At 74.3% G+C, this 13,898-nt stretch carries 10 protein-coding genes and 1 pseudogene; 9 read left to right on the top strand and 2 right to left on the bottom strand.

What is annotated here, in order from left to right; all coding sequences use genetic code 11:
• Positions 1 to 22 precede the first annotated feature (22 nt).
• The 9 genes and pseudogenes from egtB (at position 23) to BLR33_RS20405 (ending at position 10,578) form a co-directional block, all read left to right on the top strand.
• Complete coding sequence (egtB, locus tag BLR33_RS20440) at positions 23 to 1,477, top strand: ergothioneine biosynthesis protein EgtB (RefSeq protein WP_093786250.1); 1,455 nt, start codon at positions 23 to 25, stop codon at positions 1,475 to 1,477.
• Positions 1,477 to 2,193: pseudogene (locus tag BLR33_RS36750) on the top strand (hypothetical protein); the annotation flags it as partial. The gene egtB and the pseudogene BLR33_RS36750, both read left to right, overlap by 1 nt.
• Positions 2,194 to 2,427: 234 nt before the next feature.
• Entirely contained in the window at positions 2,428 to 3,408 is a 981-nt protein-coding gene (egtD, locus tag BLR33_RS36195) for an L-histidine N(alpha)-methyltransferase (RefSeq protein WP_245771565.1), read from the top strand.
• Positions 3,409 to 3,774: 366 nt separating this feature from the next.
• Positions 3,775 to 4,824 (top strand): polysaccharide deacetylase family protein, encoded by a 1,050-nt coding sequence (locus BLR33_RS20430; protein ID WP_093786002.1) that lies wholly within the window; start codon positions 3,775 to 3,777, stop codon positions 4,822 to 4,824.
• A gap of 178 nt (positions 4,825 to 5,002) precedes the next feature.
• Complete coding sequence (locus BLR33_RS20425; protein ID WP_093786001.1) at positions 5,003 to 5,722, top strand: Crp/Fnr family transcriptional regulator; 720 nt, start codon at positions 5,003 to 5,005, stop codon at positions 5,720 to 5,722.
• 168 nt (positions 5,723 to 5,890) lie between these two features.
• Positions 5,891 to 6,721 carry a hypothetical protein gene (locus tag BLR33_RS20420; protein ID WP_093786000.1) on the top strand — a complete coding sequence of 277 codons (831 nt, stop codon included), beginning with the start codon at positions 5,891 to 5,893 and terminating at the stop codon, positions 6,719 to 6,721.
• Entirely contained in the window at positions 6,718 to 8,916 is a 2,199-nt protein-coding gene (locus BLR33_RS20415; RefSeq protein ID WP_143031722.1) for a hypothetical protein, read from the top strand. Before BLR33_RS20420 ends, BLR33_RS20415 begins: the two co-directional genes overlap by 4 nt.
• Positions 8,913 to 10,040 (top strand): hypothetical protein, encoded by a 1,128-nt coding sequence (locus BLR33_RS20410; protein ID WP_093785998.1) that lies wholly within the window; start codon positions 8,913 to 8,915, stop codon positions 10,038 to 10,040. Before BLR33_RS20415 ends, BLR33_RS20410 begins: the two co-directional genes overlap by 4 nt.
• On the top strand, positions 10,024 to 10,578 hold the full coding sequence (locus BLR33_RS20405) for a Pycsar system effector family protein (protein ID WP_218136677.1): 555 nt from the start codon (positions 10,024 to 10,026) through the stop codon (positions 10,576 to 10,578). Before BLR33_RS20410 ends, BLR33_RS20405 begins: the two co-directional genes overlap by 17 nt.
• Positions 10,579 to 10,642: 64 nt before the next feature.
• Here BLR33_RS20405 and nuoN read toward each other — a convergent pair whose 3' ends face one another.
• Together nuoN and BLR33_RS20395 are read right to left on the bottom strand one after the other, a co-directional pair.
• Entirely contained in the window at positions 10,643 to 12,304 is a 1,662-nt protein-coding gene (nuoN, locus tag BLR33_RS20400; protein WP_176930353.1) for an NADH-quinone oxidoreductase subunit NuoN, read from the bottom strand.
• Positions 12,301 to 13,896, bottom strand: a complete 1,596-nt coding sequence (locus tag BLR33_RS20395; RefSeq protein WP_093785997.1) for an NADH-quinone oxidoreductase subunit M — start codon at positions 13,894 to 13,896, stop codon at positions 12,301 to 12,303. The genes nuoN and BLR33_RS20395 overlap by 4 nt, the downstream gene beginning before the upstream one ends.
• Positions 13,897 to 13,898 lie beyond the last annotated feature (2 nt).

The raw sequence follows: 13,898 nt of genomic DNA, 5'->3' as shown, positions 1-13,898 counted from the left end.
CACTCCCGACCCTGCCGTCACTCTGGTCCCCTCCGCCTCCTCCGTCACCGAGCCCGCGACGGGTGCCGGTGTCCCGAACGAGGCCGCCGGTGCCGCGGCAGGCCGTCAGGAAGACCCCGCGGCCCGCGCCCGCGCCGCCCTGGAGGCGGCCCGCCGCCGCACCACCCTGCTCACCGACTCCGTCACCGAGGAAGACCTCGTCGCGCAGCACTCCCCGCTGATGTCCCCCCTGGTCTGGGACCTGGCGCACATCGGCAACCAGGAGGAGCTCTGGCTGGTCCGCGAGGCCGGCGGGCGGCCGGGGATACGCCCGGACCTCGACAGCGTCTACGACGCCTTCCAGACCCCGCGCAAGGACCGGCCCGCGCTGCCGCTGCTCGGCCCCGCCGAGGCCCGCGCCTACGTGGCCGAGGTCCGCGCGCAGACCCTGGAGGTGCTGGCCGCCGCCGACACCTCGCCCGACCACCCCGAGCGGCTGCTGGCGGGCGGCTTCGTCTTCGGGATGCTCGCCCAGCACGAGGCGCAGCACGACGAGACGATGCTCGCCACCCACCAGCTGCGCCGCGGCCCCGCGGTGCTGCACGCCCCCGCCCCGCCGCCCGCGCCCGCGGACGCCGCCTCGCTGCCGGCCGAGGTACTGGTGCCCGGCGGACCGTTCACCATGGGCACCAGCAGCGAGCCCTGGGCGCTGGACAACGAACTGCCCGCGCACCAGGTGGAGGTCGCGCCTTTCTGGCTGGACACGGTGCCGGTGACCAACGCCCGCTACCAGGAGTTCATCGCGGCCGGCGGCTACAGCGACCCGCAGTGGTGGACGCCCGAGGGCTGGCGGCACGTCCAGGACGCCGGCCTGCAGGCCCCGCTGTTCTGGTCGCGCGACGGCGACGCCTGGGTGCGCCGCCGCTTCGGCACCGTGGAGCCGGTGCCGGCCGACGAGCCGGTGCTGCACGTGTGCTGGTACGAGGCCGACGCCTACGCCCGGTGGGCGGGCCGGCGGCTGCCGACCGAGGCCGAGTGGGAGAAGGCGGCCCGCCACGACCCCGCGACCGGCCGCTCGCGCCGCTACCCGTGGGGCGACGCCGACCCGGGCCCGGAGCACGCCAACCTCGGCCAGCGCCACCTGCAGCCGGCGCCCGCGGGCAGCTATCCCGCCGGGGCGGCGCCCAGTGGCGCGCGCCAGCTCATCGGGGACGTGTGGGAGTGGACGGCCTCGGACTTCTCGCCGTACCCGGGGTTCGCCGCCTTCCCGTACAAGGAGTACTCCGACGTCTTCTTCGGGCCCGACTACAAGGTGCTGCGCGGCGGCGCCTTCGGGGTGGACCCGGTCGCCTGCCGCGGCACCTTCCGCAACTGGGACTACCCGATCCGGCGGCAGATCTTCGCGGGGTTCCGCACGGCGCGGGACGTGACGGCCTCCGAGAACACTGGGAGCGCTGAGCACACCGAGGGCGCCGGGAACGCCGGGGGCGCCGCCTGATGTGCCGCCACCTGGCCTACCTCGGGCCGCCGGTGCCGCTGCGCCGGCTGCTCGTCGACCCGCCCGGCGGGCTGTACGAGCAGTCGTGGCGGCCGCGCCGGCAGCGGCACGGCACGGTGAACGCGGACGGGTTCGGCGTCGGCTGGTACCCGGAGCCGTATCCGCACCTGCCGCGGCAGGCGGAGGGCGCGGGCGGTACGGGCGCCGCGGGCGGCGGCCGCAGGGGCGGTACGGACGGTGCGGCCGGGTCCACGGGCCCGGCCGCCCGGCCCGCCGGACCCGACGCGCCCGCCGGACTCGTCGGCTCCTCCGCCCCCGCCGCCCTCGCCGAACCGCCCGGCGACGACGGCTTCCCGCTGCCCGCCCGCTACCGCCGGGCGCTGCCCGTGTGGGCCGACCAGAACTTCGGCGAGCTGGCCCGGACGATCCGCAGCGGCGCCGTCCTCGCGGCCGTGCGGTCCGCGACGGAGGGGACCACGCCGGACGAGTCGGCGGCCGCGCCCTTCCGGGACGGTCGCTGGCTGTTCAGCCACAACGGGGCCGTCGCGGACTGGACCCGGCTGCCCACCACGCTCACGCCGGCCGAACTGCTCGCCCTGGAGGCCCACTCGGACTCCGCGCTGCTGTGGGCGACGGTGGGCCGGCGGCTGCGTCAGGGCGAGGCGCCGGGCAGCGCCCTGGCCGGGGTGGTCCGCGAGGTCGCGGCCGCCCGGCCCACCGCCCGGCTCAACTTCCTGCTCACCGACGGCCGCTGCATCGCGGCCACCGCGTGGGGCGACACCCTCTGGTACCGGTTCCGGCCGGGCGCGGTGGTCGTCGCCTCGGAGCCGGACGACGTACTCGGGGACGGTCTCGGCCCGTGGCAGGAGGTACCCGACCGCTCGCTGCTGCTGGCCACCACGGACGGCGTACGCGTGCTCGCGCTGCGCCCCGAACGCAAGGACACCCTCATGAGCCGCACCGACCGCTTCACCCTCGACGACCGCCTGCCGGCGGGCTACTTCACCGACACCCTCCACTCCGACGTGCGCCAGGGGCTCGGCACGGCGCCGCGCACCCTGCCGCCCAAGTGGTTCTACGACAAGCGCGGCAGCGACCTGTTCGAGCAGATCACCACCCTGCCCGAGTACTACCCGACGCGCGCCGAGCACGAGATCCTGGTGCGCCGGGCGCCCGAGATCGCCACGCTGACCCGCGCGGCCACCCTGATCGAGCTGGGCTCGGGTTCCTCGCGCAAGACCCGGCTGCTGCTGGACGCCCTCACCGCGGGCGGCACGCTGCAGCGCTACGCCCCGCTGGACGTGAGCGCGGCCGCGCTGGAGGAGGCGGGGCGGGCCGTCTGCCGCGACTACCCGGGGCTGACCGTCACCGCGACCGTCGCCGACTTCGAGTCCGGGATCCCGCTCTCGGACGAGCCGGGGCCGCGGCTGCTGGCCTTCCTCGGCAGCACCGTCGGCAACCTCGACCGCGAGCAGCGCGCGGACTTCTTCCGCATGCTCGCCCGCACCCTGAGCGGCGACGACGTCCTGCTGCTCGGCGCCGACCTGGTCAAGGACCCGCAGGTGCTGGTGCGGGCGTACGACGACGCGGCCGGCGTCACCGCGGAGTTCGACCGCAACGTGCTGCACGTCCTCAACCGCGAGCTGGGCGCGGACTTCGACCCCGACGCCTTCGCCCATGTCGCCGTCTGGAACGCCGAGTTCGAGCGCATGGAGATGCACCTTCGGGCGCGTTCGGCGCAGACGGTGAAGATCCCCGACCTCGACCTCACCCTGGACCTCGCCGAGGGCGAGGACCTGCGCACCGAGATCTCCTGCAAGTTCCGCCGGGAGAGCCTGACGGCGGAACTGAAGGAGGGCGGCTTCACCGTGCGCCACTGGTGGACCGACGAGGCGGCCCGCTTCGCCCTGCTGCTGGCCGTCCCCAACTAGGCCCCAACAGGGCCCCACCAGGCCCGGCAAGGCCCCGATCGGCCGCCCACGGCCGGTGCCCGCTTCCCGCGGGCACCGGCCGTCCGCATGCCCCGGCCCACCGGATCTTCCGGACGTGGTTCGAATGTTTCGTCCCGCACGAGCCTCCACGTGCACTCTTCGCCCATCGGCGCACAGTCTTCCGGAGCGGCCAGGGAGCAGCAAAGGTGTCGTCGAGCTGCCCCAACGACCCCCGTTTCGCGCTCACTTGAGCCCAGAATCTTTCGCCGTCCGTGCCGAAAGTGTTGACACCGGTCGGGTACGGCCCAACACTGCGAACCGTCTTCTGCAGCGCGAGCTGACCCCCCACAGAAGGAGGACACCCGCATGCGTTCCCCCACCGCCCTCTCGCCCCGCACCTGGGGCAGCATCCTGGCCGCCGGCGCCCTCGCCCTGACGAGCGCCCTGGCCTTCGGCCTCTCGTCCGCCGCCCCGTCGCAGGCCGCCGGATGCTCCGGGTACGTCGGACTCACCTTCGACGACGGCCCGTCCAACGACCACACCCAGGCGATCCTCAACGCCCTGCGGCAGAACGGCCTGCGGGCCACGATGTTCAACGAGGGCCAGTACGCGGCCGCGTATCCCGCCCAGGTGCAGGCCGAGGTCAACGCCGGGATGTGGGTGGGCAACCACAGCTACACCCACCCGCACCTGATCCAGGAGAGCCAGGCGCAGATCGACTCCGAGGTCTCCCGCACCCAGCAGGCCATCTCGGCCGCGGGCGGCGGCACCCCGAAGCTCTTCCGGCCGCCCTACGGCGAGACCAACGCGACGCTGAAGTCGGTGGAGGCCAAGTACGGCCTGACGGAGGTGATCTGGGACATCGACTCGCAGGACTGGAACGGCGCGAGTACCGATGCCATCGTGCAGGCCAACTCCCAGCTCACCAACGGCCAGGTGATCCTCATGCACGAGTGGCCGGCGAACACGCTGGCCGCCATCCCCCGTATCGCCCAGACGCTCGCCGCCAAGGGCCTGTGCGCCGGCATGATCTCCCCGCAGACCGGCCGCGCCGTCGCCCCCACCGGCGGCACGACCACCGGCGGCGGTACGACGGGTGGCAGTACCACCGGTGGGACGACCGGTGGGACCACCGGCGGCGGGGGCACCGGCTCCTGCACGGCGACCCTGTCGGCGGGCGAGCAGTGGAGCGACCGCTACAACCTCAACGTCGCCGTCACCGGCTCCAGCAACTGGACCGTCACCATGAACGTCCCCTCGCCCGAGAAGATCATCGCCACCTGGAACGTCTCCGCCAATTGGCCCAGCGCCCAGGTCCTGGTCGCCAAACCCAACGGCAACGGCAACAACTGGGGCGTCACCCTCCAGACCAACGGCACCTGGACCTGGCCCACCGTCTCCTGCTCGACAAGCTGACCGTCCGATCACCACCGCCGCACCAGGGCCCCCGGCCGGTGCCCGCTGCCCGCGGGCACCGGCCGTACGCATACTCTGACGCACTATCACCATCCCTTGCCGGTGCGCCAGTTCGGCTGAATCGGTGCCGGGGCCGGGGATACGCTGAGCCCTCCTCCGACCCGGGGTGGGGAGCCTTATGGGGTTGCTCGGGGACCGCAAAGTCCTCATGGAAAGGCTGAGTTCTGCCGACCGGCAGTCCCTTCTCTCGCTCGGCCGCCCGCGTACGTACGCCGCTCAGGAGGTGCTGCTCCGCGAGGGCGACAGCGGCGGTTTCATCGTGGTGATCACCAGGGGCTGGTGCACCGTGCGGCGCTCCACCGAGCGCGGGACGCTGATCCTGGCGCTGCGGCAGGCCGGCGAACTCGTCGGCGAGATGGCGGCCTTGGACGGCCGCGCGCGCAGCGCCACCGTCGCCGCGCTCGGCCCGGTGCAGGCCGTGCTGGTGCCCGGCGACCGCTTCCGCAGCTTCCTGGCCGCCCGCCCGTACGCCACCGGGCTGGTGATGTCCCAGCTGATCGCGCGCCTGCGCAGCGCGGACGACGAGCGCAGCGCCCTGGCCTCGGCGACGGTCCTGGAGCGGCTGGCCGGACGGCTGGTGGAGCTGGCCGAGCGGGCGGGCACCGACCAGGGCGGCGCGGTGGCGATCCGGCTGCCGCTCTCGCAGAGCGACCTGGCCGCGGCGGTCGGCGCCACCCGCGAGGCCGTGGCGAAGGCGCTGCGGCTGCTGCGGGACGAGGGGCTGGTCACCACCGCGCCACGGGCGATCGCCATCGCCGACCTGGAGCCGCTGCGGCTGCTCGGCGGCGCGGCGGGCGAGGCGGGCGAGCCGGGCGCGGCGGGGGGCGGCAGGGCGTGACAGGGCTGCGGCGGGGGCCGCGGGCGAGCCGGGCGCGGGCGGGGCGGTCGCGGGGGCGTTGCGGGGCCGTACGGCTTCGGAGCCCGTGTGTAAACGGCTACAGCGCGCCCGCCGCGCCGGGCGCACAGTCGTGGTGCCGGCGGAGCGGCGACGGAAAGGGCGGGGCCAGTGAACGTGCACGGCGCATTCGGTGCGGCAGGGGACGGGGCAGCGGAGGGGGCAGCGGACGGGGCAGGCAACGGGGCGGACTTCGGGGTCATCATCAGCCTGGACACGCAAGGGTCGAGCGGGCAGCCCGACCCGGACCGGCCGGCGATGCGCGCCCGTATCTACGAGGTGGCCGAGAACGCCTTCGCCCAGGCCCGCCTCGCCGACGCCCGGGTCTTCCAGGAGGACCGCGGGGACGGCCTGCTCGCCGTGGTGCAGCCGCGCGGCACCGAGCGCATCGCCGGCGAGTGGATCGCCTACCTGCACCAGAACCTGCGGGCGGTCAACCGCGAGCTGAGGCGGCCGCTGCGGCTGCGGGCCGGGCTCGCGGTGGGCCCGGTCCGCGCCGACGCCCACGGCTTCTCCGGCGCCGCGGTGGACATGGCCTGCCGGATCGGCAACTGCGCCGAGGCCAAGGCGGTGCTGGCCGCCGTGCCCGACGCGCCCCTGCTGGTGGCGGTCACCGACCGCTTCCACCAGGACGTCGTCCGGCACGGCGGCCGGTGGATCGAGCCGGAGCGCTACCGGCAGTACGACGTCTCGCTCCAGGAGGGGCCGCAGCGGCCCTGGTTCATGGTGCCGGGACTCCAGACCCCGCCGCTCCCCGGAGGAGGGGACGAGCCCGCGGACCCGGGGGCGCCCGGGGGCTCGGCGCCGCGAGGCGCCGGGGAGCGGCGGGCCGAACCGCCCGGGCACCGCTTCGGACCCGTGACCCACCACGGCTCCGGCAGCGTGCTGCAGGGCGAGTTCGGCGACATCACCTTCGACAACCGGCACGGGGGCCAGGGATGAGCCCGGGGGTGGGCCCTGCCGCGGGTGCGGAGGGCGCGGCGCAGGACAGGGCCCCGGCCGAGGCCGCGGACCGCCCCGGGCACCAGGACCGGGACGGCGCCGCCCAGCCCGCGGAGGAGGGCCTGTTCGGCGCGGCCGCGGACCCCGACGCCAAGGAGGGCCGCAGCGGCGCGGGGGGCGCGGCGGCGCGCATCGCCCGCGAGTCGCGGGCCGCGTTCTCCCTGCACGACGCCAGCACGTTCATCTCCGGCGACATCGGCTCGGTCAATTTCCACCTCGGCCGGCCCCAGCGGCTGCTGGCCGGGCCGGTGCCGGAGGACGAACTGCGGCGGCTGCGCGATCGGTTCACCGAGCCGCCGCAGTACCGGGAGCTGAAGGAGCAGTTGCGGGCCGAGGGGCTGCTCGTGCTGTCCGGGCAGCCCGGCACCGGCCGGATGTTCACCGCGCTGTCGCTGCTGGACGACCTCGCGCGCGGCAGCGTCTCGCGGCTCGACCCGGACACCGACCTGTCCGCGCTGGAGAACGACAACGCGCTGGCCCAGGGCCACGGTTACGCCCTCGAACCGGCCGCGGGGGTGCCCAGCGAGCTCCGCCTGGACCGCCTGTGCCGGCTGCTGACCGAGCGCGGCTGCTACGCCGTCCTGCTCGCGGTGCCGGGGCCCGGCGACCCGGCCGGCCTGCCCACCCGCTACCACCGCGGCCACGCGGCCGCGCCCGCCGACGCGGTGCTGCACAGCCACCTGGCCGCGGAGCTCGGCGCGGAGCAGGCCGAACTCGGCGGTGCCGCGTTGCGGTTGGCCGACGAGCCGGATGTCCGCGGGGCGCTCGGCCTGGAGGACCTGCTGCCGGCCGAGGCCGCGCAGTACGCGGCGCTGCTGGCCCGGTGCGTGACCGGCCGGCTCGGCCGGGAGCAGTTGACCGCCGAGTGCCGTTCCTTCCCCGCCGCCCAGGTCCGCCGCTGGTTCGCCGGCGGTCCGGCGGCCGAGGAGCTGCCGGCCCTGCGTGACGCCGCCTACCGGATCTCGCTCGCCGTTTTCGGGCGCGGCTCCTTCACCACCGTGGCGGAGTCGGCGGAGCTGCTGGCCTGGGAGCTGGCCGTCACCGCCGAGCCGGAGCGGGTGGTGGGGCGGCCGCTGCTCGGCGACGGGCTGGAGGCCAGGCTCGCCTCGGCCCGCGCCACGACCGAGATGCGGCCGCAGCCGCTGGTGGCCGGCGAGGACGTCCCCGTGCGAACGGTCCGCTTCCGCGGCGAGGGGCTGGCCCCGGCCCTGCTGGCGCATCTGTGGGAGCACCACCACAACATGCGCGGCCCGGTGCTGCGCTGGCTCGCCTCGCTGTGCCAGGACCCGCGCGACGACGTGTGGACCCGGGCCGCCGTCGCCTCGGGCGAGCTGTGCCGCCACGACGTCGCGCACACGCTCAGCGAGCTGCTCACGCCCATGGCCGAGGCCGAGCAGGCCCGGCGCGGGCTGTTCGTGGCGACCGCCCTGGAGTCCGCGCTCGGCGACCCCCAGGTGGGCCCGGCGCTGCGGGCGCTGGTGCGGGCCTGGGGGAACAGCCCGGACGGCAACCTGCGGTGGACGGCCGCCGCGGTCCTCGCCCGCGGCACCGCCACGGCCACCCTCGGCGAGGCGCTGGGCCGGCTCGGCGCGATCGGCACCTGGGAGGAGGGGCGGCTGCGGGCGGTCGCGGCCGAGAGCGCGGTGCACCTGGCCGGTTCCGCCCCGCCCGGTGAGGCGCTGGCGCGGGTGCGCGGCTGGCTGGCCGACACCCGGCGCGAGCACCAGGACCTCGGCCTGGTCGGCACGGTGCTGCTCGCCGAGTTCCGCACCGAGGAGCTGTGGAACCCGGCGCCGCAGCTGCAGGGCATGGCCAAGTGGCCGCTGGCGCTGGCGCTGTGCACGGCCTGGCCCGAGCACGCCCCCGGGATCGCGGGCCTGCTGTGGACCGCGCTCAACACCAGCAGGTCCTACGAGCCGGCGCTGGCGGCCGTGGCGGCCTGGCTGCGCGGCTGCCGGGGCACGGCCTGGGAGGAGGCCCTCGCCGGCTTCCTGCCGCTGCTGGTGTTCAAGGAGGACGACCGGCAGCGGCTGCTGTCGCTGATCGACGAGCTGTCCGAGGATCCGGACGATCCGCTCGGACAGGAGCAGACCCACCGCCTGCGGCAGGCGGTGGAGAAGGTGGGGACGCGATGACGAACAACGGATGGCAGCAGCAGCAAGGCCCCTGGCGGCCGCCGCAGCCGCAGCTCTACGCCCAGCAGCTCAGGCAGCAGCAGTTCGAGCTGCCGCTGCAGCTGAAGGGCCCCTTCCTGCAGGAGTTCGCGCCGCAGGGCGGGTACAAGCACCACGGCGCGCAGGTCGCCTCCGTGGTCTTCTACCGCAACGGCGGGCACAGCGTGATCACCGTGCGCGGGGCGCAGCACCACGACAAGCCGCTGATGGGCCGGCCCACCTCGGTGTGCCTGATCGCCCGCGGCCGGCACCAGGTCTCCTTCGAGATGAACCTGCCCACCCGCGGCGACCAGGCCGACTTCATCTGCGCGGTGGACGTCAACTGGGAGGTGGCGGACTTCCACCTGGTGGCCGAGAAGCGGGTGGTGGATGTGGAGAAGATGCTGCGGCCGCCGCTGCTGGCCCGGCTGCGCTCCATCACCCGCCGGCACGGCCTGGAGGGGGCGCAGGCCGCGGACGAGGCGATCCAGACGGAGCTGGCGGCCGGGCACTGGTCGGGCTTCGGCTCCGACATCGGCCTGGTGACGCAGGTGTTCGTGCGGATCGACCTCGGCCGGGCGGCCGCCGACCACAACCAGGAGCTGGTCAAGGTCCGGCACGAGGCGACCGTGCAGTCGGCGGTGGACCGGGCCGCGGCCGAGCGGGTGCAGGCCAACCTGGCCGACGCGCGCCGGCTCATCGAGGCCGGGGAGGCCGAGCAGTACGCGGTGCTGCTCGCCCAGGACCCGGCCCGCGCCGGGGAGATCCTCGGCACCCTCCAGGCCCAGGCGCGCGAGCAGCGCAGGGACGCGCTGGACTACCTGTCCCGGCTGATCGACAAGGGCGTGGTGCAGCGCCACCAGATCGACGGCCCGGTACGGCAGATGCTGGACTACGCCCGCTCGGTGAGCGCGGACATCTTCGACAACGGCCTCCCGCAGCCCGCGACGGGGCTGGTGCCGCCGCCCTCGGCGGGCCCCGCGGACACGGCGCCGCCGATTCCGCCCGCGGCCGACGCCCCGCCGCTGCCGCCGCACCCGCCCGCCGTCACCTGGCCGAACGGCGGGGCGGGGCAGAAGGAGCCGGACGATGAGCCGGGCGCCTGAGGGCGCCGAGGGTGCCGCGGCCGCCGCGGGGGCCGGCGCTCTGCCGCCGGAGCCGGACGGCGAGGCCCTGGTGTACGTCGCGGAGCGGCTGCTGGGCACGGCCCGCGAGGAGCTGGCGCGGGCCGACACCAAGGCGTCGGTGCTGCTGTCCGGCGCCCTGGCGGTGCCGGCGCTGCTCTTCGGCGGGCGGTGGGCGCCCGGGCAGGCGCGGGGCGCGTGGCTGGTGGTGCTGGTGGCCGGCGGGGCCCTGTGGCTGGCCGGCTCCGGCCTGCTGGTGTGGGCGATCCTCCCGCGCACCGGCACCGCCCGCGCCGGACCGGCCCTCACCTACTTCGCCGACGCCCGCGCCCTCGACGGCCCGCAGGCCCTGCGCGCGGCCCTCCGCGAGGCGGGCCGCGACAAGGTGGCCTGGCTGACCACGCAGTTCGTGGACACGAGCACGATCCTGTCGGCCAAGTACCGCTGCCTGCGCCGGGGCATGGCCTGCCTGGCGCCGGGTCTGGCCCTGTGCCTCACCGCCCTGGCCGCCACCGCCTGACAACGGCCGGTGGCGCGGCCGCCTTCCCGTGAAGGCCGCCGCGCCACCGGTGTGCGCGAAGCCGCTAGCGGACGAAGACGCTCGCCTTGTCGGCCAGGTCGAGGAAGTACTGCGGGGCCAGGCCCATGACCAGGGTGACGACCACGCCGAGGGCGATGGCCATCGAGGTCAGCGGGGAGGGCACGGCGACCGAGGGGCCGTCGGGCTTGGGCTCGCTGAAGAACATCAGCACGATCACCCGGATGTAGAAGAAGGCCGCCACTGCCGAGGAGATCACGCCGATGATCACCAGCGGCATCGCCCCGCCCTGCGCGGCCGCCTTGAAGACGGCGAACTTCCCCGCGAAGCCGGAGGTCAGCGGGATACCGGCGAAAGCGAGCAGGAAGACCCCGAAGACCGCCGCGACCAGCGGGGAGCGCCGGCCCAGGCCCGCCCAGCGGGACAGGTGGGTGGCCTCGCCGCCGGCGTCGCGCACCAGGGTGACGACGGCGAAGGCGCCCAGCGTCACGAAGGAGTAGGCGGCCAGGTAGAACAGCACCGAGGAGACGCCGTCCTTGTCGACCGCGATCACACCGGCGAGGATGAAGCCGGCGTGCGCCACCGAGGAGTAGGCCAGCAGCCGCTTCACGTCGGTCTGGGTGACCGCGATGACCGCGCCGACCAGCATCGTGGCGATCGCCACGCCCCACATGACGGGCCGCCAGTCCCAGCGCATCCCCGGCAGCACCACGTAGAGCAGCCGCAGCAGGGCGCCGAAGGCGGCGACCTTGGTGGCGGCGGCCATGAAGCCGGTGACGGGGGTGGGCGCGCCCTGGTAGACGTCGGGGGTCCACATGTGGAACGGCACGGCGCCGACCTTGAAGAGCAGGCCGACCGCCACCATGGCCAGGCCGATCAGCAGCAGGGCGTCGTTGCCCGTGGTGTTGTCCAGCGCGGGGTTGGTGGGGGCGGTGCCGTCGATCACCGCGGAGATGCCGGAGTACGTGACGGTGCCGGAGTAGCCGTAGAGCAGGGCGATCCCGAAGAGCAGGAAGGCCGAGGAGAAGGCGCCCAGCAGGAAGTACTTGACCGCCGACTCCTGGGACATCAGCCGGTTGCGGCGGGCCAGCGCGCACAGGATGTACAGCGGCAGCGAGAAGACCTCGAGGGCGACGAAGAGCGTCAGCAGGTCGTTGGCCGCGGGGAAGACCAGCATGCCGCCGACCGCGAAGAGCAGCAGCGGGAAGACCTCGGTGGTGGTGAACCCGGCCCGCACCGCGGCCTTCTCCTGCTCGCCGCCGGGCACCGCGGAGCCCTGGGCGGCGAAGGAGTCCACGTGCCGCCCGTGCGCCTTGGGGTCCAGCCGCCGCTCGGCGAAGGTGAACACCGCGACCAGGCCGACCAGCAGGATGGTGCCCTGCAGGAAGAGCGCCGGACCGTCCACGGCGACCGCGCCCATGGCGGCGATGTGCGCCTTGGTGGTGCCGTACCCCTTCTCGGCCAGGGCGACCACGGCGGCGAACGCGGCGGCCAGGCCGACCACGGCGAGCACCACCTGCGCGGTGTAGCGGTGCCGCCGGGGCGTGAACGCCTCGACGAGGATGCCGAGCATCGCCACGCCGAAGATGATCAGCACCGGCGAGAGCTGCGCGTACTCGATGTGCGGGGTGGGGAACCGGTCCGTCGAGGACGCGGCGGTTGTCCACAGGCTGTGGACAACGGGTCCCGAGTGCAGTGCGGCGCTCACTTCTTCGCCTCCAGCGCGGGCTTGGGGTCGGTCTTGTGCACGTCGGAGAGCGTGTGTCCGACCGACGGGTTGACGATGTCCGTCACCGGCTTGGGGTACACGCCGAGGAAGAGCAGCAGCGCGATCAGCGGTGCGACGACGAGGAGTTCACGCGCCTTCAGGTCCGACAGCCCCTCGACACCGGCCTTCACCGGGCCGGTCATCGTGCGCTGGTAGAGCACCAGCACGTACAGGGCGGCCAGCACGATGCCCAAGGTGGCGATGATGCCGAGCACCGGGTAGCGGCTGAAGGTGCCGACCAGCACCAGGAACTCGCTGACGAAGGGCGCGAGTCCGGGCAGCGACAAAGTGGCCAGGCCGCCGACGAGGAAGGTGCCGGCGAGCACCGGGGCCACCTTCTGCACCCCGCCGAAGTCGGCGATGAGCCGCGAGCCGCGGCGGCTGATCAGGAAGCCGGCCACCAGCATCAGGGCGGCCGTCGAGATGCCGTGGTTGACCATGTAGAGCGTCGCGCCGGACTGGCCCTGGCTGGTCATCGCGAAGATGCCCAGGATGATGAAGCCGAAGTGGGAGACGGACGCGTACGCGATCAGCCGCTTGATGTCGCGCTGGCCCACCGCGAGCAGGGCGCCGTAGATGATGCTGATCACCGCGAGCACCAGGATCACCGGAGTGGCCCACTTGGACGCCTCGGGGAAGAGCTGGAGGCAGAAGCGCAGCATCGCGAAGGTGCCGACCTTGTCGACGACCGCGGTGATCAGCACCGCCACCGGCGCGGTGGACTCGCCCATCGCGTTGGGCAGCCAGGTGTGCAGCGGCCACAGCGGTGCCTTGACCGCGAAGGCGAAGAAGAAGCCGAGGAAGATCCACCGCTCGGTGGAGGTCACCAGGTGCAGTCGCCCGGCGGCGCGGGCGTCGAGGATCTCCTGCAGCGAGAAGGTGCCGGTGCCCAGCTGCTTGGCGGTGGCCGCGTACAGGGCGATGACCGCGGCGAGCATGATCAGGCCGCCGGCGAGGTTGTAGAGCAGGAACTTCACGGCCGCGTACGACCGCTGGCGGGCCGCCTCCTCCTCGCCGCCGGGGTGCGCCCGGTCTCCGAAGCCGCCGATGAGGAAGTACATCGGGATCAGCATGGCTTCGAAGAAGATGTAGAAGAGGAAGACGTCGGTGGCCTCGAAAGAGAGCACCACCATCGCCTCGACCAGCAGGATCAGCGCGAAGAAGCCCTGGGTGGGCCGCCAGCGCCGGTTGGGGTTCACGTCTTCCAGCGGGTCGGCGTCGTGCCAGCCGGCGAGCATGACGAACGGGATGAGCAGCGCGGTGAGCGCCACCATCACCACCCCGATGCCGTCCACCCCGAGGTCGTAGTGGAGGCCGAAGTTCTTCACCCAGGTGTGCGTCTCGGTGAACTGGTAGCGGGCGCCGCCGGTGTCGAAGCGCGCCATGGTGACCAGGGCGAGCACCAAGGTGGCCACCGAGAAGGCGAGCGCTGTCAGGCGCGCGGCCGACCGGCGGGCCGCGGGCACCGCCGCGGTCACCACCGCGCCCACGGCCGGCACGGCGGCGGTCACCGTAAGGATGGGGAAAGACATGT

Origin of the sequence: Actinacidiphila guanduensis (assembly GCF_900103985.1) — a bacterium.
Taxonomy (GTDB): domain Bacteria; phylum Actinomycetota; class Actinomycetes; order Streptomycetales; family Streptomycetaceae; genus Actinacidiphila; species Actinacidiphila guanduensis.
Note: the sequence above shows the minus strand (reverse complement) of the source record. Positions and strands in the feature narration are given on the sequence as shown.